General features: G+C 71.3%; 15 protein-coding genes. 4 read left to right on the forward strand and 11 right to left on the reverse strand.

Going from position 1 to position 16,152, the window contains the following annotated elements; genetic code table 11:
- Positions 1-34: 34 nt before the first annotated feature.
- A complete protein-coding gene (locus tag ABZ404_RS37845) occupies positions 35-259 on the forward strand; it encodes a zinc ribbon domain-containing protein (RefSeq protein WP_358835656.1) in 225 nt (74 codons plus the stop codon).
- Between the two features lie 3 nt (positions 260-262).
- On the opposite strand, the gene ABZ404_RS37850 is transcribed toward ABZ404_RS37845, so the two are convergent.
- The 4 genes from ABZ404_RS37850 to ABZ404_RS37865 are packed head-to-tail and all read right to left on the reverse strand — an operon-like array spanning position 263 to position 5,586.
- Entirely contained in the window at positions 263-922 is a 660-nt protein-coding gene (locus ABZ404_RS37850; RefSeq protein WP_358835655.1) for a class I SAM-dependent methyltransferase, read from the reverse strand.
- A 19-nt stretch (positions 923-941) separates the two neighbouring features.
- Positions 942-1,778 carry an HAD family hydrolase gene (locus ABZ404_RS37855; RefSeq protein ID WP_358835654.1) on the reverse strand — a complete coding sequence of 279 codons (837 nt, stop codon included), beginning with the start codon at positions 1,776-1,778 and terminating at the stop codon, positions 942-944.
- Positions 1,775-4,384 carry a phosphoribosyltransferase gene (locus ABZ404_RS37860; protein WP_358835653.1) on the reverse strand — a complete coding sequence of 870 codons (2,610 nt, stop codon included), beginning with the start codon at positions 4,382-4,384 and terminating at the stop codon, positions 1,775-1,777. The genes ABZ404_RS37855 and ABZ404_RS37860 overlap by 4 nt, the downstream gene beginning before the upstream one ends.
- Positions 4,385-4,422: 38 nt before the next feature.
- The gene (locus ABZ404_RS37865; RefSeq protein ID WP_358835652.1) at positions 4,423-5,586 is read right to left on the reverse strand and encodes an HpcH/HpaI aldolase/citrate lyase family protein; all 1,164 of its coding nucleotides are present in this window, start codon (positions 5,584-5,586) and stop codon (positions 4,423-4,425) included.
- 239 nt (positions 5,587-5,825) lie between these two features.
- Between ABZ404_RS37865 and ABZ404_RS37870 the strand changes: the two genes are divergently transcribed.
- Positions 5,826-6,761, forward strand: coding sequence for a TerD family protein (locus ABZ404_RS37870; protein WP_358835651.1), 936 nt, complete (start codon positions 5,826-5,828; stop codon positions 6,759-6,761).
- A gap of 52 nt (positions 6,762-6,813) precedes the next feature.
- On the opposite strand, the gene ABZ404_RS37875 is transcribed toward ABZ404_RS37870, so the two are convergent.
- From ABZ404_RS37875 to ABZ404_RS37900, 6 genes are all read right to left on the reverse strand, one after another.
- Positions 6,814-7,545: a Tellurium resistance gene (locus tag ABZ404_RS37875; RefSeq protein WP_358835650.1), complete on the reverse strand. Its 732-nt coding sequence runs from the start codon at positions 7,543-7,545 to the stop codon at positions 6,814-6,816.
- 131 nt (positions 7,546-7,676) lie between these two features.
- Positions 7,677-8,822, reverse strand: coding sequence for a DUF475 domain-containing protein (locus ABZ404_RS37880; RefSeq protein WP_358835649.1), 1,146 nt, complete (start codon positions 8,820-8,822; stop codon positions 7,677-7,679).
- A gap of 88 nt (positions 8,823-8,910) precedes the next feature.
- Positions 8,911-9,486, reverse strand: coding sequence for a TerD family protein (locus ABZ404_RS37885; protein WP_358835648.1), 576 nt, complete (start codon positions 9,484-9,486; stop codon positions 8,911-8,913).
- A 91-nt stretch (positions 9,487-9,577) separates the two neighbouring features.
- A complete protein-coding gene (locus tag ABZ404_RS37890; protein WP_101392355.1) occupies positions 9,578-10,153 on the reverse strand; it encodes a TerD family protein in 576 nt (191 codons plus the stop codon).
- A 122-nt stretch (positions 10,154-10,275) separates the two neighbouring features.
- Positions 10,276-10,734 (reverse strand): peroxiredoxin, encoded by a 459-nt coding sequence (locus ABZ404_RS37895; protein WP_358837364.1) that lies wholly within the window; start codon positions 10,732-10,734, stop codon positions 10,276-10,278.
- Between the two features lie 121 nt (positions 10,735-10,855).
- The gene (locus tag ABZ404_RS37900; protein WP_358837365.1) at positions 10,856-11,278 is read right to left on the reverse strand and encodes a DUF3052 domain-containing protein; all 423 of its coding nucleotides are present in this window, start codon (positions 11,276-11,278) and stop codon (positions 10,856-10,858) included.
- A gap of 392 nt (positions 11,279-11,670) precedes the next feature.
- Between ABZ404_RS37900 and aceE the strand changes: the two genes are divergently transcribed.
- Entirely contained in the window at positions 11,671-14,418 is a 2,748-nt protein-coding gene (gene aceE / locus ABZ404_RS37905; RefSeq protein WP_358837366.1) for a pyruvate dehydrogenase (acetyl-transferring), homodimeric type, read from the forward strand.
- A 129-nt stretch (positions 14,419-14,547) separates the two neighbouring features.
- Positions 14,548-15,318, forward strand: a complete 771-nt coding sequence (locus ABZ404_RS37910) for a potassium channel family protein (RefSeq protein WP_358835742.1) — start codon at positions 14,548-14,550, stop codon at positions 15,316-15,318.
- Positions 15,319-15,477: 159 nt separating this feature from the next.
- Here ABZ404_RS37910 and ABZ404_RS37915 read toward each other — a convergent pair whose 3' ends face one another.
- The gene (locus tag ABZ404_RS37915; protein ID WP_358835743.1) at positions 15,478-15,852 is read right to left on the reverse strand and encodes a peptidase inhibitor family I36 protein; all 375 of its coding nucleotides are present in this window, start codon (positions 15,850-15,852) and stop codon (positions 15,478-15,480) included.
- Positions 15,853-16,152: the final 300 nt, after the last annotated feature.

Genomic DNA, 16,152 nt, shown 5'->3' on the forward strand with positions numbered 1-16,152 from the left:
CCCCTCGCCGCCCCGGGCCCGTTAGCCTGGGGCCATGCCTCGCTATGACTACCGCTGCCGCTCCTGCGGCGACACGTTCGAGCTCAGCCGTCCGATGGCCGACTCCGCCGCGCCCGCGACCTGCCCGGCCGGGCACGAGGACACCGTGAAGCTGCTGTCCACGGTGTCCGTGGGCGGCATGTCCAGGAACGCGCCGGCGCCCGCGCCCTCCGCCGGTGGCGGCGGGGGCGGCTGCTGCGGCGGCGGGGGCTGCTGCTGAGGGCTAGCGCTTGCGGGCCAGCGTCAGCCCGTCCGCCACGGTGAGCATGACGCTGTCCATCCGCGCGTCCTGCCGCACGTGCTCGTTGAACCGCTGGATCCCGGCGGCGGGACCGGTCGCCGCCGGGTCCACGACCTCCCCGTGGAAGAGCACGTTGTCCACGGCGATGAGGCCGTTCTGCCGCATCCTGGGCACCAGTTCCTCCCAGTACGCGATGTAGTTGTCCTTGTCCGCGTCCAGGTAGGCGAAGTCGATGTGCGGCTCGGCCGGCATCGCCCGCAGGGTCTCGGCCGCCGGGGCGATCCGCAGGTCCACCTTGTGCGCCACGCCCGCCTTCGTCCAGGCCTCGCGCGCGTAGTCGGTCCACTCCCGCGAGATGTCGCACGCGATCAGCGTTCCGTCGTCGGGCAGTGCCCGCGCCATGGCGAGCGCGGAGAACCCGGTGAAGGTCCCGACCTCCACCACGTGCCGCGCGCCCGCCATCCGGACGAGGAACTCCAGCAGCGGCGCCTGCTCCTCGGCCGACTGCATGCCCGCGTGGCCGGGCAGCCGGGCGTACGTCGTCTCCACGAGCTCGCGCTGCACCGCGTCCAGGGGCGGGTTGTGCGCCAGCATGTACGCGTACAGCTCGTCCGTGATCCTGGTCGTGTTTCCCTTGCTCATGGGGGCGAGTATGGACCGGTCAGGGCCGCACGGGCGCGACCCGGGCCGCCGTGGCGCGGGCGGCGAACCGGCGCACGATCTCCTCGCCGGCCAGCACGCCGCGCTCGTCGAGGACGTCGACGTGCGGCGCCCGCCAGCCGGCGTCCGCGAGCTCGCCGTGGCCCGGGCGCCAGCCCTCGTCGGCGGCGAGCAGCAGGTCCGCGTCGAGGAGCGAGTCCCCGGCGGCCAGGGTGAGCCGGGCGCCGGTGCGCCGGGCCACCTCGTGGACGGCCGCGCTCTTGGTGAGCGGCCCGGGGACGGCGTAGATCTTGCGGCCCTGGAGCGAGACCGTCCAGCCGCGCTCCCCGGCCCAGGCGGCCAGCTCCTCGACCCACTGGCCGGGCAGCAGCGCGCGCTCCACCACGAGGTAGGCGAACAGGTCCTCGGCGACCCGCTCCTTGCGCAGCCAGGACGCGTCGGCGGCGGCCGAGATGTGGGCGCGCACCTCGGCGAGCGGGGCGCACTCGTCGGCGATCCGCCGGTCCACCTGCCGCCGCCAGTCGGGGTCGGCGACTCCGTCGACGAGGAGTTGGCCGCCATTGGCGCAGATCGCGTACTTCGCGGGCAGGCCCGGCAGCTGGATGCGCTGGTACTGCTTGCGGGTGCGGGTCGTGGTGGGCACGAAGACCGTGTCCGGGTCGGTCTTGAGGGCGGCGAGCAGGGTGGCGGCGTTCTCGGTCATGTACGAGAGCGGCTTGTGCTCGTGGATCTCCACACAGAGCAGGCGCGGGGCCCGGGGGTCGGGCATGGTCAGGTCCAGGGCCGCCGCCGAGTAGATCAGCGTGCGGTCCAGGTCGCTGGCGATGAGGGTGCTCATCGGGAGGCCACCGCCTTGCCGTCGGCGCCGGTCGCCCCGCGCGTGTACTGGGGGTGGATCAGTCCGACGCAGCTGTACGGCAGGTCCTCGACCCACTCCACCGGTACCCCGCGCTGCTCGGCGAGCAGGCGTACGTGGTCGAGGTCGGCTCCGGCGCCGCGGTGGGCCAGGATCTTCCAGGGGACGCGGCGCAGCAGGACGCGGGTGGTCTCGCCGACACCGGGCTTGACGAGGTTGACGTCGTGGATGCCGTACTCCTCGCTGATCCGCTCGACGGCGGCCCAGCCCTCCCAGGTGGGGCTGCGGTCGGCGCCCTGGAGCGCCTTGGCCTCGCGGTCGACGTCGGCGGCGGCCTCGTCGAAGCGGGCGGCGACGGCGTCCAGGAAGTCCGTGGAGACGTCGGCACCGGCCAGTTCGCGGTAGAACTTGGCGCCGTGGAAGTCGCCGGGGCCGATCAGGTCGGCGCGCAGCACGGTGCGTGAGATCAGTCCGGAGACGGTCGAGTTGAGGCAGGCGGACGGGATCAGGAAGTCCTCGCGGGTGCCGTAGGTGCGCACGCACGAGCCGGGGTCGGCGAGGACCGCGATCTCCGGGTCGAAGCGGTCGAGTCCCGAGGCCGCGGCGAACTCGTCGACCGCCGCGGCCAGTTCGCGGGTGATGGCGCCCTTGCCGGTCCAGCCGTCGACGAAGACCACGTCGGCGGGGTCGTGGTGGGCGGCGAGCCAGCGCAGCGCGTTGGTGTCGATGCCGCGGCCGCGCACGATGGAGACGGCGTAGTGCGGCAGGTCCAACCCGTGCCGGTGCCGGGCCCAGCGGCGCATCAGGACGCCCACGGGGGTGCCGGCGCGGGCGAGGGAGACCAGGACCGGGCGGGGCGACCGCTCGGCGAGCACCGTCTCGGTGACGACGCCCACGGCGCGGGCGATGCGCTCGGCCGAGGAGTCCAGGGCCGCGCGGAAGAGCTCCTGGTACTGGGGCGAGGGCTGGTACTCGACCGGCAGCGACTCCGCGTAGTGGGCGCCGCCGCTCTGGATCGCCTCCTCGCGCTCCTCGGTCGGCGCTTCCAGTTCCACCCCGGACAGGTCCTTGAGCAGCCAGCCCACCTCGTCCGGCGCGTACGAGGAGAAGGCGGGCCCCCGCAGGGGGTCGGGCAGGGGCTCGGGCATGGGGGCACCTTCGGGTACGTACGAGGGGACGACGGCCAGCACGACGTGCGGGATGTGCGCGGCGAGCTGGGCCAGCAGGCCGTCGGGGGCGTGCAGGGCGGGGGTGTCGGCGACGGAGTCGACGACGGCCACGACGCTGTCGAAGCCGGCGCCCGCCACGTTGTACGCGTAGCGCTCGCCGGGGCCGTCGCCGGGGGTGTCGTGGGCGGGGAAGACCAGGCGGGTGCGAATGGCGTAGCCGGGGTCGTCGACAGCGAGGACGGGCGACCGGGTGGTGGTGGAGAAGCGGACGTCCGTGCCGAGGTGCTCCAGGGCGAGGGCGAGGCGCAGGGGGGCGTACATCAGCTCCTCGAACCCGAGGACGAGGGTACGGCCGGGGGTGTCGCCCAGGGCGCGCCTCAGCCGTGCGGCCATCCCGGGAAGCGCCTCTTCGAGCACGGCCCGGTGCTCGGGGGTGAACCCGTGCCGGCCGCCGTCGGGGAGACCGGGCGGCCAGGCGAGGTCGACGGTGACCGGATCGGAGCGGACCGCTCCGCTGCGCCCGCCCTCCCCCGGGCCCGCACCGCCCCCGGCGACACGCACGCCTCCGGCCCCGGCCCCGCTGTGGGCAGTCGTCCCGCTGGGCGGGACGGGTGGGCACAGCGGGACCCCGTCGCCGGGCGACGTTCCCCCGGCCTGCGCCCCGTCCGGCTCACGCACGCCGGCGGCGGCAGCGGCCTCATGCTCCGCCACCAGCGCCACCCCCCGCTCCAGCACCCCCTCCGGCAGGAGAACCGTTCCTGCCGCGAGGGTCACCAGGTTCACCTCCGCCCCGATCTCCGAGGCGAACGCGGACAGGCGGCCGCGGTCCGCCGGGGAGCGCATGTCGACCAGGGCGACTATCACGTACCGCGACCGGGGATAGCGCGCGTGGAGCGCCCTGATCGTGTTCAGGACCGTGTTGCCGGTCGAGAACTCGTCGTCGACCAGCACCAGCACCCCGTCCCCCGCGAGCAGCCCCGGGTCCTCGGGCAGCAGCAGGTGCGAGGTCGCGTGGGAGTGGGACTCCTCGAAGCCGCCCGCGCGGGCGACCCCCTCGACGGGGCGCCGGGTGGAGTGCAGGCAGGGCACCACGCCGATGCCGTCCGCCACCGCGTGCCCCAGGCCCGTCGCGGTCTCCGCGTAGCCGAGGACGACCGCGCCGGACGCCTGCGGGCCCAGCAGCTCCCGCACCTCCTCGCCCAGCGCGAACCCCGCCCCGTACACCCGCGAGGGCCACTGCGGCACATGCTTGCCCAGCACGCTGGAGACCAGCAGATGCGCGCGCTTGGGGTTGCGGCGCAGGGCGAGGCCCAGCAGCTCGGGCAACCGCTCGTCGCCCTGGAGTTCGACTCCGAGCCGCTCGGCGACCCATGTTCCCGACCAGACACCCACGCCGTCGATACTCTCCTCCTCGGTCATCCCGCCTCGATCATCCCGTCCCGGCCGTCCCGTCCCGCTCATCCGGCGAGGCCGGCGGTGAGCAGCTCCACGAAACCGGTGTCCTCGTTGGCGACGCCGAAGACCTCGGCGCGCAGCAGGGTCCGCTCGGCCCAGGCGCGGTGCGGCTTCACTTCGTTCATTTTGTTCGTATACGCGGAGCGCAGCACTCCGCCCCCGCCCCGGTCGGGCCGCAGGATGTCCCGGGCGTCGCTGTACTCCTCGTGGCTGACCACGGAGAGCGCGTGCACCGGCACCACGTGCGAGGGGTGGATGCAGGTCTTGCCGAGCAGTCCGTTGGCGCGGTCCAGCTCTATCTCGCGCAGCAGGCCGTCGATGTCGTGCTCGATCAGCGTGGCGCGCAGCTCCTCCGCGCGCCCCTCCAGGAAGGGGCTGCGCCGCAGCTGGGGCTTGAACATGCGCTCCTGGAGCCGGAAGTACTCCCACACCGGGCCGGTGATGGTGAAGCCCGTGCCGTCGGCGCGGCCCAGCACGTTGACCACGTCCGCGATCACCCCGGCCACGATCTGCACGTCGTACGCCGTCATGTCCGGCGAGCGGCGCAGCCCGTACGCCGAGCAGAAGTCGGTCACGCCGAGCCGCAGCGCCAGCACCCGCTCGCGGTACTTGTCGACGGTCCGGGAGATGCCGGTCAGCGTCTCGCAGCGGGTCTCCATGTGGAGCAGCTCGGGCGACTCCAGCACCGGCATGGCGAAGAGCCGCCGCCCGCTCGCGGCCTCGGCCGCGCTCAGCGCCTCCAGGAACGGCACTCCGCGCTCCTCGGTGAACTTCGGCAGTACGAATCCGGACAGCAGCCGGACCGAGGAGCCGAGCCGGCGCACCAGGTCGGGGATCTGGGCGGGCTCGCGGACCCGGATGAAGAGCAGCGGGAGAGGCGCGTCGCGCGCGTCGAGGTCGGCGAACTGGCGCACCAGATTGGCCTCCGCGCCCGCGACCTCGGCGTCGTCGATCGAGTCCTCCAGGCAGAGCACCATGGAGACCACGCTCCGGCGGGCCTGCTTGAGGACGTCGTCGGCGAGCGCGGGGCGGGTGGCGGGGCTGTAGAGCGTGGCCCCGAGGGCCGCCGACAGCACGCGCGCGGGAGAGTCCGAGGTGAACTCGGCGGGCTCCCGGTGGAACAGGTCCTTACGAGCAGCAGGCGGAACGTGCCCGAAGTGACGCATATGGATTCCCCTGTACTGCAACGATGGCCCGGACTGAGTGCGACGGGTGGCCGGTAATAGTACGTACGAACGCATGACGGGAGTTCCCCGAGGGCGTGAAATCGAGGTAACCCGCCCGCGCCCTTCCGGTGCCGCGCGCGGACGCGGTACGTAAGGTACGTACCGCTCGACTGCGGGACAAGGCCGCCCTCGGGCCCCCGCGTTGTCCGTGCGGGCGGCGGGAAGGCAGGATGGCGACCATGACGCACGCGATGCTGAAGGGATCCAACGTCCCGCTGGACGCCACGGCGGTGCGCGCCGTGCTCCGCTGGACGCCGGGCGCCGACGTCCCGGACGTGGACGCCTCGGCGCTGCTGCTGGCCGCCGACGGCCGTGTGCGCTCCGACGAGGACTTCGTCTTCTACAACCAGCCGCGCCACCCCTCCGGCCTGGTGCGGCGGCTGCCCAAGAAGCGGGTGGGGGACGGTCTGACCGACACCATCGAGGCGGATCTGGCCGCGCTCGACCCGTCCGTCGACCGCGTCCTGGTCACCGCCTCCTCGGACGGCGCGAGCTTCGGCCACGTGCGCGACCTGCGGATCCTGCTGTACGACGCGGGGCAGGGCGGCGCCGAGCCGCTGGCGGTCTTCGACGTGAAGGCGGAGACCGGCGAGGAGACCGCGATCATCTGCGGCGAGCTCTACCGGCGCGGCGAGACGTGGAAGTTCCGCGCGGTCGGGCAGGGCTATCCGACCGGTCTGGTGGGGCTCGCGACCGAGCACGGGATCTCGGTGGACGAGGACGAGGCGGAGGGGTCCGACAGCGCCTCCTCCGGCGGCGCCCGGAGCCAGAACCCGGACGGGGCGAGGACGCACGGCCGGGCGGCCCCGGCGCCCTCCGCGCACGTGTCGCAGCCCCTGCCGCCGGCCGTCCCGGTCGCCGCGCAGCCGCAGCCGCAGCCGCAGCCGCAGACCACCCAGCCGTATGTGCCGCCGCTGCCGGCCTCCTCGCCGCCCTCCTACGGCTATCCGCAGCCCGCGCCGCCCCAGCACCCGCCGGCGCACCAGCCCTCGTACGGCTACCCGCAGCCCGCCTCGGCGGGGCCCGGCTACGGCTATCCCCAGCCGGCGGCCGCGCACCCGGCGGACCCCGACTTCACGCTGCCCCCGATGGGGCCGCAGTTCCTCCGGAGCTGAGGCGCGGGGGCGGGCGGCCCTGCCCGCGCCGGGCCCGGTCACGCGCGCACTCTCAGGCCTTCGTCTTGTAGCCGCGCCCCCACTGGAGCCCCCATCCGTAGAGCCGGTCCAGCTCGGCCTGGAAGCCGTACACGAACTTCACCTCGCGTCGCACGACCATGTCTCCCTTGACGTTCTCGATGGTGACGACCGCGCAGGACCGGGCCTGCGGGGCGTGCTCGTCCAGGTCGATCTCTATGCGCGGGCCGTTGCTCGGGTAGAGCGTGACCTTGGCGTGCGTACGGTCGAAGGCGGGCGTCTGGTCGTAGATGTAGACGAAGACCAGCAGGCGCTTGATCGACTCGCGGTGGTCGAGGTTGACGTAGATCGTCTCGCCGGACGGCGAGCCGAACCGGTCGTCGCCGCTGAGCTGGACGTACGGCGCCGCGTTGGTGGCGCCGAGGAAGCTGCCGAGCGGCTGCACCACGCCCTTGCTGCCGTCCGCGAGCTCGTAGAGGCAGCCGAGGTCGAGGTCGACGTTGACGACGCCCTGGGTGTGCGCCTGGACCAGGTCGGGCTTGAAGAGCTTGAACGGATGCCGCAGCACGCTGGGGCGCGAGCGGCCGCCGAAGTCGGAGGTGCGCATCCGCCACGACAGGTTGACGCGCAGCGACCCGGTGTTGGCGCCCTGCTTGCCGAGCGAGATCACCGGGTGCCGTTTGGTCAGCTCGATGGCGTTGCTCGCGGCGCTGCCCGTGTCGAACTGCGCCGACGGCCTGCCGCGCAGGCTGTCCCAGAAGGCCATGTCTTCCCCACCCCTATACGAACCACGTCGACGGCCCCGCACCCCGCACACGACGGGGCGGCCAGGAGGCACGGACCTCCGGCCGCCCCGCTCAGAGCGTTCCGCAATCGTCGGCTGGTCACACCATGGATTCAGACCCCGCTGGAGACTTCCGCCTTCTCACTGAAGTCCCCGCCGCCCCCGGCGGCGATCCGCTTGTTGCGGCGGACCGAGGACCAGAAGGACCAGGCGATCAGGACGACGCCGACGAGACCGGTGATGACCTCGTTGATCTCGTACTGGATGGTGACCAGGAGGATCACGGCGAGGGCGCCGATGGCGTAGTGCGCGCCGTGCTCCAGGTAGACGTAGTCGTCGAGGGTGCCCTGGCGGACCAGGTAGACGGTGAGGGACCGCACGTACATCGCGCCGATGCCGAGACCCAGCGCCATCAGGACGATGTCGTTGGTGATGGCGAACGCGCCGATGACACCGTCGAAGGAGAACGAGGCGTCCAGGACCTCCAGGTAGAGGAACATGAAGAACGCGGCCTTGCCGGCCAGCAGGACCGCCGCGCCGGCGCCCTTGCCGCTCTTCCTGGCCTCTTCCTCGGCCTCCTGCTCGGCTTCCTCCTCTTCCTCCAGCTTGTCCTCGAAGTAGCCGGAGAGACCGCCGACGATCATGTAGGTGATCAGGCCGGCGATGCCGGAGATGAGGACCGTCTCGCCCTTGTCCGCGTGCGCCCCGCCGTGCAGGTGGGCGTGGGTCGCGAAGGTCATCGAGGAGACGAGCAGGACGGCGAGCGCGATGGCGACCGAGAGCATGTCGACCTTGCCGAGCTTGGCCAACGGCCGCTCGATCCAGCGCAGCCACTGGATGTCCCGGTCCTCGAAGATGAAGTCCAGGAAGATCATGAGCAGGAACATGCCACCGAAGGCGGCGATCGACGCGTGCGCGTCGGTCACCAGCTCCTTGTAGTGCTCCTTCTCGTTCAGCGCGAGGTTGACGGCCTCGATGGGGCCGATCTTGGCGCTGATGGCGACGATGACGACGGGGAAGACCAGCCGCATGCCGAAGACGGCGATGAGCACGCCGACCGTGAGGAAGATCTTCTGCCAGAAGGCGTTCATCTTCTTCAGGATTCCGGCGTTGACCACCGCGTTGTCGAACGACAGCGAGATCTCCAGGATGGACAGGATCGCCACGATCCCGAAGGCGGTCCAGCCGTCGTAGAGCACTGCCAGGGCAAGACCGACCGCAGTGATCACGAATGACCAGCCGAAGGTTTTCAGAATCACTGACTTCCCCATCTAGCTAGGCGGGGTCCCCCCAGACGGTGTCTGGGGGAGGGTCTCCCCCCGCGCCGCACCCGACTTGGGCGCGGCTTTACGAAACGTTGACCCCGAAGTCTAGAGCGATCCCCCGCAGTCCGGACGCGTACCCCTGACCGACCGCGCGGAACTTCCATTCGCCGCTGTAGCGGTAGAGCTCGCCGAAGATCATCGCGGTCTCGGTGGAGGCGTCCTCGCTCAGGTCGTACCGCGCGAGCTCCTGGCCGTCCGCCTGGTTGACCACCCGGATGAAGGCATTGCTGACCTGGCCGAACGTCTGGCCCCTGTTGTCCGCCTCATGGATCGAGACCGGGAAGACGATCTTGTCGCAGTGGGCCGGCACCTGGGACAGGTCGACGATGATCGACTCGTCGTCGCCCTCACCCTCACCAGTGAGGTTGTCACCGGTGTGTTCGACCGAGCCGTCGGGGCTCGTGAGGTTGTTGTAGAAGACGAACCACTCGTCGCCGAGGACGCGGCCCGACTGGCACAGCAGCGCGCTGGCGTCGAGGTCGAAGTCGGCTCCGGTGGTGGACCGCGCGTCCCAGCCGAGACCGACCAGCACCCGGGTGAGGTTCGGTGCGGCCTTGGAGAGGGAGACATTGCCCCCCTTGGCGAGCGTGACGCCCATGATCGTGTGTCCTCCCCTGAATGGCGAACGAAGGGTTGAGCGCGTCCGGCGCCGCACGGGTGTGCGGCGCCGGACGAGGGAGAGCGACGGCTCAGACGTTGACGCCGAAGTCCTGCGCGATGCCGCGCAGACCCGACGCGTACCCCTGGCCGATGGCGCGGAACTTCCACTCCGCGCCGTTGCGGTACAGCTCGCCGAAGACCATGGCGGTCTCCGTCGAGGCGTCCTCGCTCAGGTCGTACCGGGCGAGCTCGGTGTTGTCGGCCTGGTTCACCACGCGGATGTACGCGTTGCGGACCTGGCCGAACGACTGCTGGCGGCTCTCCGCCTCGTAGATCGAGACCGGGAAGACGATCTTGTGAACATCGGCCGGGACACCGGCCAGGTTCACCTTAATGACCTCGTCGTCGCCCTCGCCCTCACCGGTGAGGTTGTCACCGGTGTGCTCCACGGAGCCGTCGGGGCTCTTGAGGTTGTTGAAGAAGACGAAGTTCGAGTCGTTGGCGACCTTGCCCTGGTCGTTGGTCAGCAGTGCGCTGGCGTCCAGGTCGAAGTCACCCCCGGTGGTGGTACGAGCGTCCCAGCCCAGACCGACGATGACCGCGGTCAGGTTGGGGGCGGCCTTGGTCAGCGAGACGTTGCCGCCCTTGCTGAGGCTGACTCCCACGAGTCCTCCCAATGGTGTGAGGGGCCGGCTTAGGTCAGCGTCCCCGTCGTGCGTTGGCATCGGATCAACGTGTGGATCCTAGTGACCGGTTCCCGCCTCAACAGGCGATTCGAACCGATGGATCACAGGGTGTCGAGCGCCTTGACGTAGTCGTTCAGGTCCCGGGCGTCCGGCAGGCCGTTCTCGACGGTCCAGCGGACCACGCCCTCCTTGTCGATGACGAAGGTGCCGCGCACCGCGCAGCCCTTCTCCTCGTCGAAGACGCCGTACGCGCGCGAGACCTCGCCGTGCGGCCAGAAGTCCGACAGGAGCGGGTACTCCAGGCCCTCCTGCTCGGCGAAGACGCGCAGGGTGTGGATCGAGTCGTTGGAGACGGCGAGCAGCTGGGTGTCGCGGTCGGTGAACTGCGGCAGGTTGTCCCGCAGCGCGCACAGCTCGCCCGTGCAGACGCCGGTGAAGGCGAACGGGTAGAAGAGGAGCACCACGTTCTTCTCGCCGCGGAAGTCCGAGAGCTTCACGGCCCGGCCGTGGTTGTCCTTCAGCTCGAAGTCCGGGGCCTTGGTGCCGACCTCGATCGCCATGGAAACGCCATCCCTTCTGTGGGCCCGCGCGGCGGGCCGCCGTGGACCGTCCTGGTGGGCCCCACCCTACGCAAGGGCCCCCGCCGGCGTGCGCCGGCGGGGGCCCTGGAAGAGCGGAGGATCAGCGCTTGGGCGCGACGAGACGGCTGCCCGTCCAGTCCTTTCCGACACTGATGCTCTTGGTCTGCGAGAGACCGGCGGTCTGCGCGGCGTCGCTCATGTCGCTGGGCTCGATGTATCCGTCCCGGCCGGTCTTGGGGGCCAGCAGCCAGATGACGCCGCCGTCCTCCAGGAGGCCGATGGAATCGACCAGGGCGTCCGTAAGGTCACCGTCCTCGTCGCGGAACCACAGCAGCACGGCGTCGGCGACGTCGTCGTAGTCCTCATCCACGAGATCCTGGCCAATGATGGACTCGATGCCTTCACGGAGATCCTGGTCGACGTCTTCGTCGTAGCCGATCTCCTGGACCACCTGTCCGGGCTCGAACCCCAGCCTTGCAGCCGGGTTGGTCCGCTCCTCCGCGTGGTCCGCGGTCGCGCTCACGGCTTGCCTCCTGATCTTGATTAGGTAAGTAATGCGGCCCCACGCACGCGCGAGGCTTGGGCGTAGTCCACACGGGCGGGACGAATCGCGCAAGTACCAGACCCCCGAACCCGCCCTTTGGGGTGCAGTCGGCCCCGGGTCAGGGGCGAACCCGGGCCCGGTGGTGATTCATCCCACACCCTTGCAGATAGTTTGCACGCTTCTGCTCCGTGCGTACGCCAATCGGGGTGACGCGCCCTTTGGGGAACACACACACGCCCTGGGCGTAAGGTTGCGATTTGGGCTGCCGCACATCCCGTTACCCCTCGGTAGAGATGACGTTTCCGTCCTCGCGGTCCACGATGGGATGCGGCGCACCACCCCCGCACGCCCCCCGACAGCGAAGGAACAGCGTGGCTTCCGGATCCGATCGCAACCCGATCATCATTGGCGGCCTTCCCAGCCAGGTCCCGGACTTCGATCCGGAGGAGACCGAGGAATGGCTCGCCTCCCTGGACGCGGCGGTAGACGAGCGGGGCCGTGAGCGCGCCCGCTATCTGATGCTCCGCCTCATCGAACGCGCCCGCGAGAAGCGCGTGGCCGTGCCGGAGATGCGCAGCACGGACTACGTCAACACGATCGCCACCAAGGACGAGCCGTTCTTCCCCGGCAACGAGGAGATCGAGCGCAAGGTCCTCAACGCCACCCGGTGGAACGCCGCGGTGATGGTCTCGCGTGCCCAGCGCCCCGGCATCGGGGTCGGCGGCCACATCGCCACCTTCGCCTCCTCCGCCTCCCTCTACGACGTGGGCTTCAACCACTTCTTCCGGGGCAAGGACGACGGCAAGGGCGGCGACCAGATCTTCTTCCAGGGGCACGCCTCCCCCGGTATCTACGCCCGCGCCTACCTCCTGGACCGCCTCTCGGAGCAGCAGCTCGACGCGTTCCGCCAGGAGAAGTCCAAGGCGCCGTACGGACTGTCCTCCTATCCGCACCCGCGGCTGATGCCGGACTTCTGGGAGTTCCCGACCGTCTCGATGGGCCTCGGTCCGCTCGGCGCGATCTACCAGGCCCGGATGAACCGCTACATGGAGGCGCGCGGCATCGCCGACACCTCCGACTCGCATGTGTGGGCCTACCTCGGCGACGGCGAGATGGACGAGCCGGAGTCGCTCGGCCAGCTCTCCATCGCCGCCCGTGAGGGCCTGGACAACCTGACCTTCGTCGTCAACTGCAACCTCCAGCGCCTCGACGGCCCGGTGCGCGGCAACGGCAAGGTCATCCAGGAGCTGGAGTCGCAGTTCCGCGGCGCCGGCTGGAACGTGATCAAGCTGGTGTGGGACCGCTCCTGGGACCCGCTGCTCGCCCAGGACCGCGACGGCATCCTGGTCAACAAGCTGAACACCACGCCGGACGGCCAGTTCCAGACGTACGCCACGGAGACCGGCGCGTACATCCGCGAGCACTTCTTCGGCGACGACCACCGGCTGCGGGCCATGGTCGAGAACATGACCGACCAGCAGATCCAGCACCTGGGCCGCGGCGGTCACGACCACAAGAAGGTGTACGCGGCGTACGCGGCGGCCAAGGCGCACAAGGGCCAGCCGACCGTGATCCTCGCGCAGACGGTCAAGGGCTGGACGCTCGGCCCGAACTTCGAGGGCCGCAACGCGACCCACCAGATGAAGAAGCTGACCGTCGAGGACCTCAAGCGCTTCCGCGACCGGCTGCACATCCCGATCACGGACGCCCAGCTGGAGGCCGGCGCCCCGCCGTACTACCACCCGGGCCGCAACTCCGAAGAGATCCAGTACATGCACGACCGCCGCAAGGGTCTCGGCGGCTATGTGCCGACCCGTGTGGTGCGTGCGAAGCCGCTGGCGCTGCCGGAGGACAAGACGTACGCGGCCGCGAAGAAGGGTTCGGGAACGCAGTCGATCGCCACCACCATGGCCTTCGTCCGCATCCTGAAGGACCTCATGCGGGACAAGGAGATCGGCAGGCGGTTCGTGCTGATCGCGCCGGACGAGTACCGCACGTTCGGCATGGACGCCTTCTTCCCGAGCGCGAAGATCTACAACCCGCTCGGCCAGCAGTACGAGGCGGTCGACCGCGATCTGCTGCTCGCCTACAAGGAGTCCCCGACCGGGCAGATGCTGCACGACGGCATCTCCGAGGCGGGCTGCACGGCCTCGCTGATCGCGGCGGGCTCGGCGTACGCCACGCACGGCGAGCCGCTGATCCCGGTCTACGTCTTCTACTCGATGTTCGGTTTCCAGCGCACCGGTGACCAGTTCTGGCAGATGGCGGACCAGCTCTCGCGCGGGTTCGTCCTGGGCGCGACCGCCGGCCGCACCACGCTGACCGGTGAGGGCCTCCAGCACGCCGACGGCCACTCGCATCTGCTGGCCTCGACCAACCCGGGCTGTGTCGCCTACGACCCGGCGTTCGGCTACGAGATCGCGCACATCGTCCAGGACGGTCTGCGCCGGATGTACGGCGAGACCGCCGACGGCAAGCCGGGCGAGGACGTCTTCTACTACCTCACCGTCTACAACGAGCCGATCCAGCACCCGGCCGAGCCGGCGGACGTCGATGTGGAGGGCATCCTCAAGGGCATCCACCGCTACGCCCCGGGCACCTCGGGCACCATCCCGGCGCAGATCATGGCGTCCGGCGTGGCCGTCCCGTGGGCCGTCGAGGCGCAGCGCATCCTCGCCGAGGAGTGGAACGTACGGGCCGACGTCTGGTCCGCGACCTCCTGGAACGAGCTGCGGCGCGACGCCGTGGAGGCCGAGGAGCACAACCTGCTCCACCCGGAGGAGGAGCAGCGCGTCCCGTACGTCACGCGCAAGCTCGCCGACGCCGAGGGTCCGTTCGTCGCGGTCTCGGACTGGATGCGGGCCGTGCCGGACCAGATCTCGCGCTGGGTGCCCGGCCGGTACACCTCGCTGGGCGCCGATGGGTTCGGCTTCGCCGACACCCGGGGCGCGGCGCGGCGCCACTTCCACATCGACGCCCAGTCGATCGTCCTGGCGGTGCTCACCGAGCTCGCCCGGGACGGCAAGGTGGACCGCTCGGTGCTGAAGCAGGCCGTCGACCGCTACCAGCTGCTCGACGTCACGGCCGCCGACCCGGGCGCGGCGGGCGGCGACGCGTAACCCCCGCGCGATGCGCGCGGTCCGGGTGCGCGGCGGGACGGCGTGACCGTCGCGCCGCGCGCCCGGCCGGGCGCGTCGCGCCGTTCCCCGCGCTCCTGAGGGGCGCGGGGACGCTTTTACCATGCACCCATGAAGCACCTCTCCGCGCAGACCCGATGGGAGCGGTGGACCCAGTGGCCGCTGCTCGCACTGGCCGTCGCCTTCGCCCTCGCCTACACCGTGCCCGTGGTCCATCCCGGGGCGGGGGACGGGGTGCACCGGGCGTGTGCCGCCGTGGAGTGGGTGGTGTGGGGCGCCTTCGCCTGCGACTACCTGGTGCGGCTCGCCCTGTCGGGCCGCAGGCTGCTGTTCGTCCGCACGCACTGGCTGGACCTGCTCGCGGTGGTCCTGCCGATGATCCAGCCGCTGCGGCTGCTCCGGGTCGTCTCCACGCTCGCCCTGGTGGGACGGCGGGCGCGGATGGCCCCGCAGATACAGCTGACCGTCTATGTCGGCGGGGCGGTGGTCGGGCTGCTGATGTTCGGCTCGCTGGCCGTCCTGGAGGTGGAGCGGGACGCGCCGCACGGGAACATCAAGACGCTGGGTGACGCGGTGTGGTGGTCGTTCACCACGATGACCACCGTCGGCTACGGCGACCACGCGCCCACCACCGGGCTCGGGCGGCTCATCGCCGTGGGGCTGATGCTCTCCGGCATCGCCCTGCTCGGTGTGGTGACGGCGAACATCGCGGCCTGGTTCATCTCCCGCTTCGAGCGCGACGACGCGGAGGAGCGGCGCCAGACCGCCCTCCTGGAGACGCTCACCCAGGAGGTGCGGTCGCTGCGCGGGCAGGTGTCGGCGCTGACGGGCGCGGCGGAGTGCGCCTGCGGACAGCGCACCCGGGGCGCGCCCCTGAGCTGAGACGCCGAGGTGAGCCGGGGCGCCCGGCGGGGCCAGAGTGCCCGGCGGGGCCGAGGCGGCCGGGTGAGCCGGGGCGCCCGGCGGGGCCAGAGTGCCCGGCGGGGCCGAGGCGGCGGGGTGGGCCGGGGCGCCCGGCGGGGCCAGGGCTCCCATGGCGGCTCAGCTCTCCCAGACCTTGAAGGCCCGCACCCGGTACGGATTCTGCGGCACCCAGGAGCCCCCGCCGGGATAGGTGGCGAACTCGGCCGTCTCCGCGCACTCCCCCGACTGGTACACCGTCACCGGGCGGCCCGTCCGGTTGGCGAGGGAGACCGCGTCCACGCCGGCCGGTAACGCCGTGCAGCTCTCGATCTCGACGGTCCGCAGGTCGTACATCTGGCGGCCGCCCCGGAAGTCCGGCTGCTTCCACAGGCACAGCTCGCCGGGCGCGCAAGCACCGAGCCGCGGCGGGACCGCGTGCGCCGGAGCGGGCAGCAGGAACGCCGTGGTGGCGAGGACGGCCGCAGCCGCGGCAGCCGTGGTCGTACGTGTCATCGGTCAACCCCCGTGTCGTCGGCCCCGGTTGTCGCGGCCTCCTTGATCACAGAACGCACCCCGGCGGCCCCGGGTTTCCGTACGGCCCGGATTCACCCGGACCGGTGAAGGGCGCCGCGGGGGTGACGACACGGAGACGAACCGCGGCCGGCGTGCCGCGCCGACCGCCTCCTCGGGGGCGGGGCACCCCGGTGTGACGAGAGTCGCGGGCGGGTGCGGGGAGGCGGCGCGGAAGCACGGGCGGGGGCGCGTCGCGGCGGCCGCCCGGAACCCGGCCCGGCCGTCCGGTCCCGGCACCCG

Origin of the sequence: Streptomyces sp. NPDC005878, from assembly GCF_040629815.1 — a bacterium.
In the GTDB taxonomy this organism is placed as follows: domain Bacteria; phylum Actinomycetota; class Actinomycetes; order Streptomycetales; family Streptomycetaceae; genus Streptomyces.

Coding starts and splice junctions, on each gene's coding strand:
- ABZ404_RS37895 (WP_358837364.1), bottom strand. CDS start 10,734: ATGGCGATCGAGGTCGGCACCAAGGCCCCGGACTTCGAGCTGAAGGAC.
- ABZ404_RS37845 (WP_358835656.1), top strand. CDS start 35: ATGCCTCGCTATGACTACCGCTGCCGCTCCTGCGGCGACACGTTCGAG.
- ABZ404_RS37910 (WP_358835742.1), top strand. CDS start 14,548: ATGAAGCACCTCTCCGCGCAGACCCGATGGGAGCGGTGGACCCAGTGG.
- ABZ404_RS37875 (WP_358835650.1), bottom strand. CDS start 7,545: ATGGCCTTCTGGGACAGCCTGCGCGGCAGGCCGTCGGCGCAGTTCGAC.
- ABZ404_RS37855 (WP_358835654.1), bottom strand. CDS start 1,778: ATGAGCACCCTCATCGCCAGCGACCTGGACCGCACGCTGATCTACTCG.
- ABZ404_RS37850 (WP_358835655.1), bottom strand. CDS start 922: ATGAGCAAGGGAAACACGACCAGGATCACGGACGAGCTGTACGCGTAC.
- ABZ404_RS37915 (WP_358835743.1), bottom strand. CDS start 15,852: ATGACACGTACGACCACGGCTGCCGCGGCTGCGGCCGTCCTCGCCACC.
- ABZ404_RS37870 (WP_358835651.1), top strand. CDS start 5,826: ATGACGCACGCGATGCTGAAGGGATCCAACGTCCCGCTGGACGCCACG.
- ABZ404_RS37865 (WP_358835652.1), bottom strand. CDS start 5,586: ATGCGTCACTTCGGGCACGTTCCGCCTGCTGCTCGTAAGGACCTGTTC.
- ABZ404_RS37860 (WP_358835653.1), bottom strand. CDS start 4,384: ATGACCGAGGAGGAGAGTATCGACGGCGTGGGTGTCTGGTCGGGAACA.
- ABZ404_RS37885 (WP_358835648.1), bottom strand. CDS start 9,486: ATGGGCGTCACGCTCGCCAAGGGGGGCAATGTCTCCCTCTCCAAGGCC.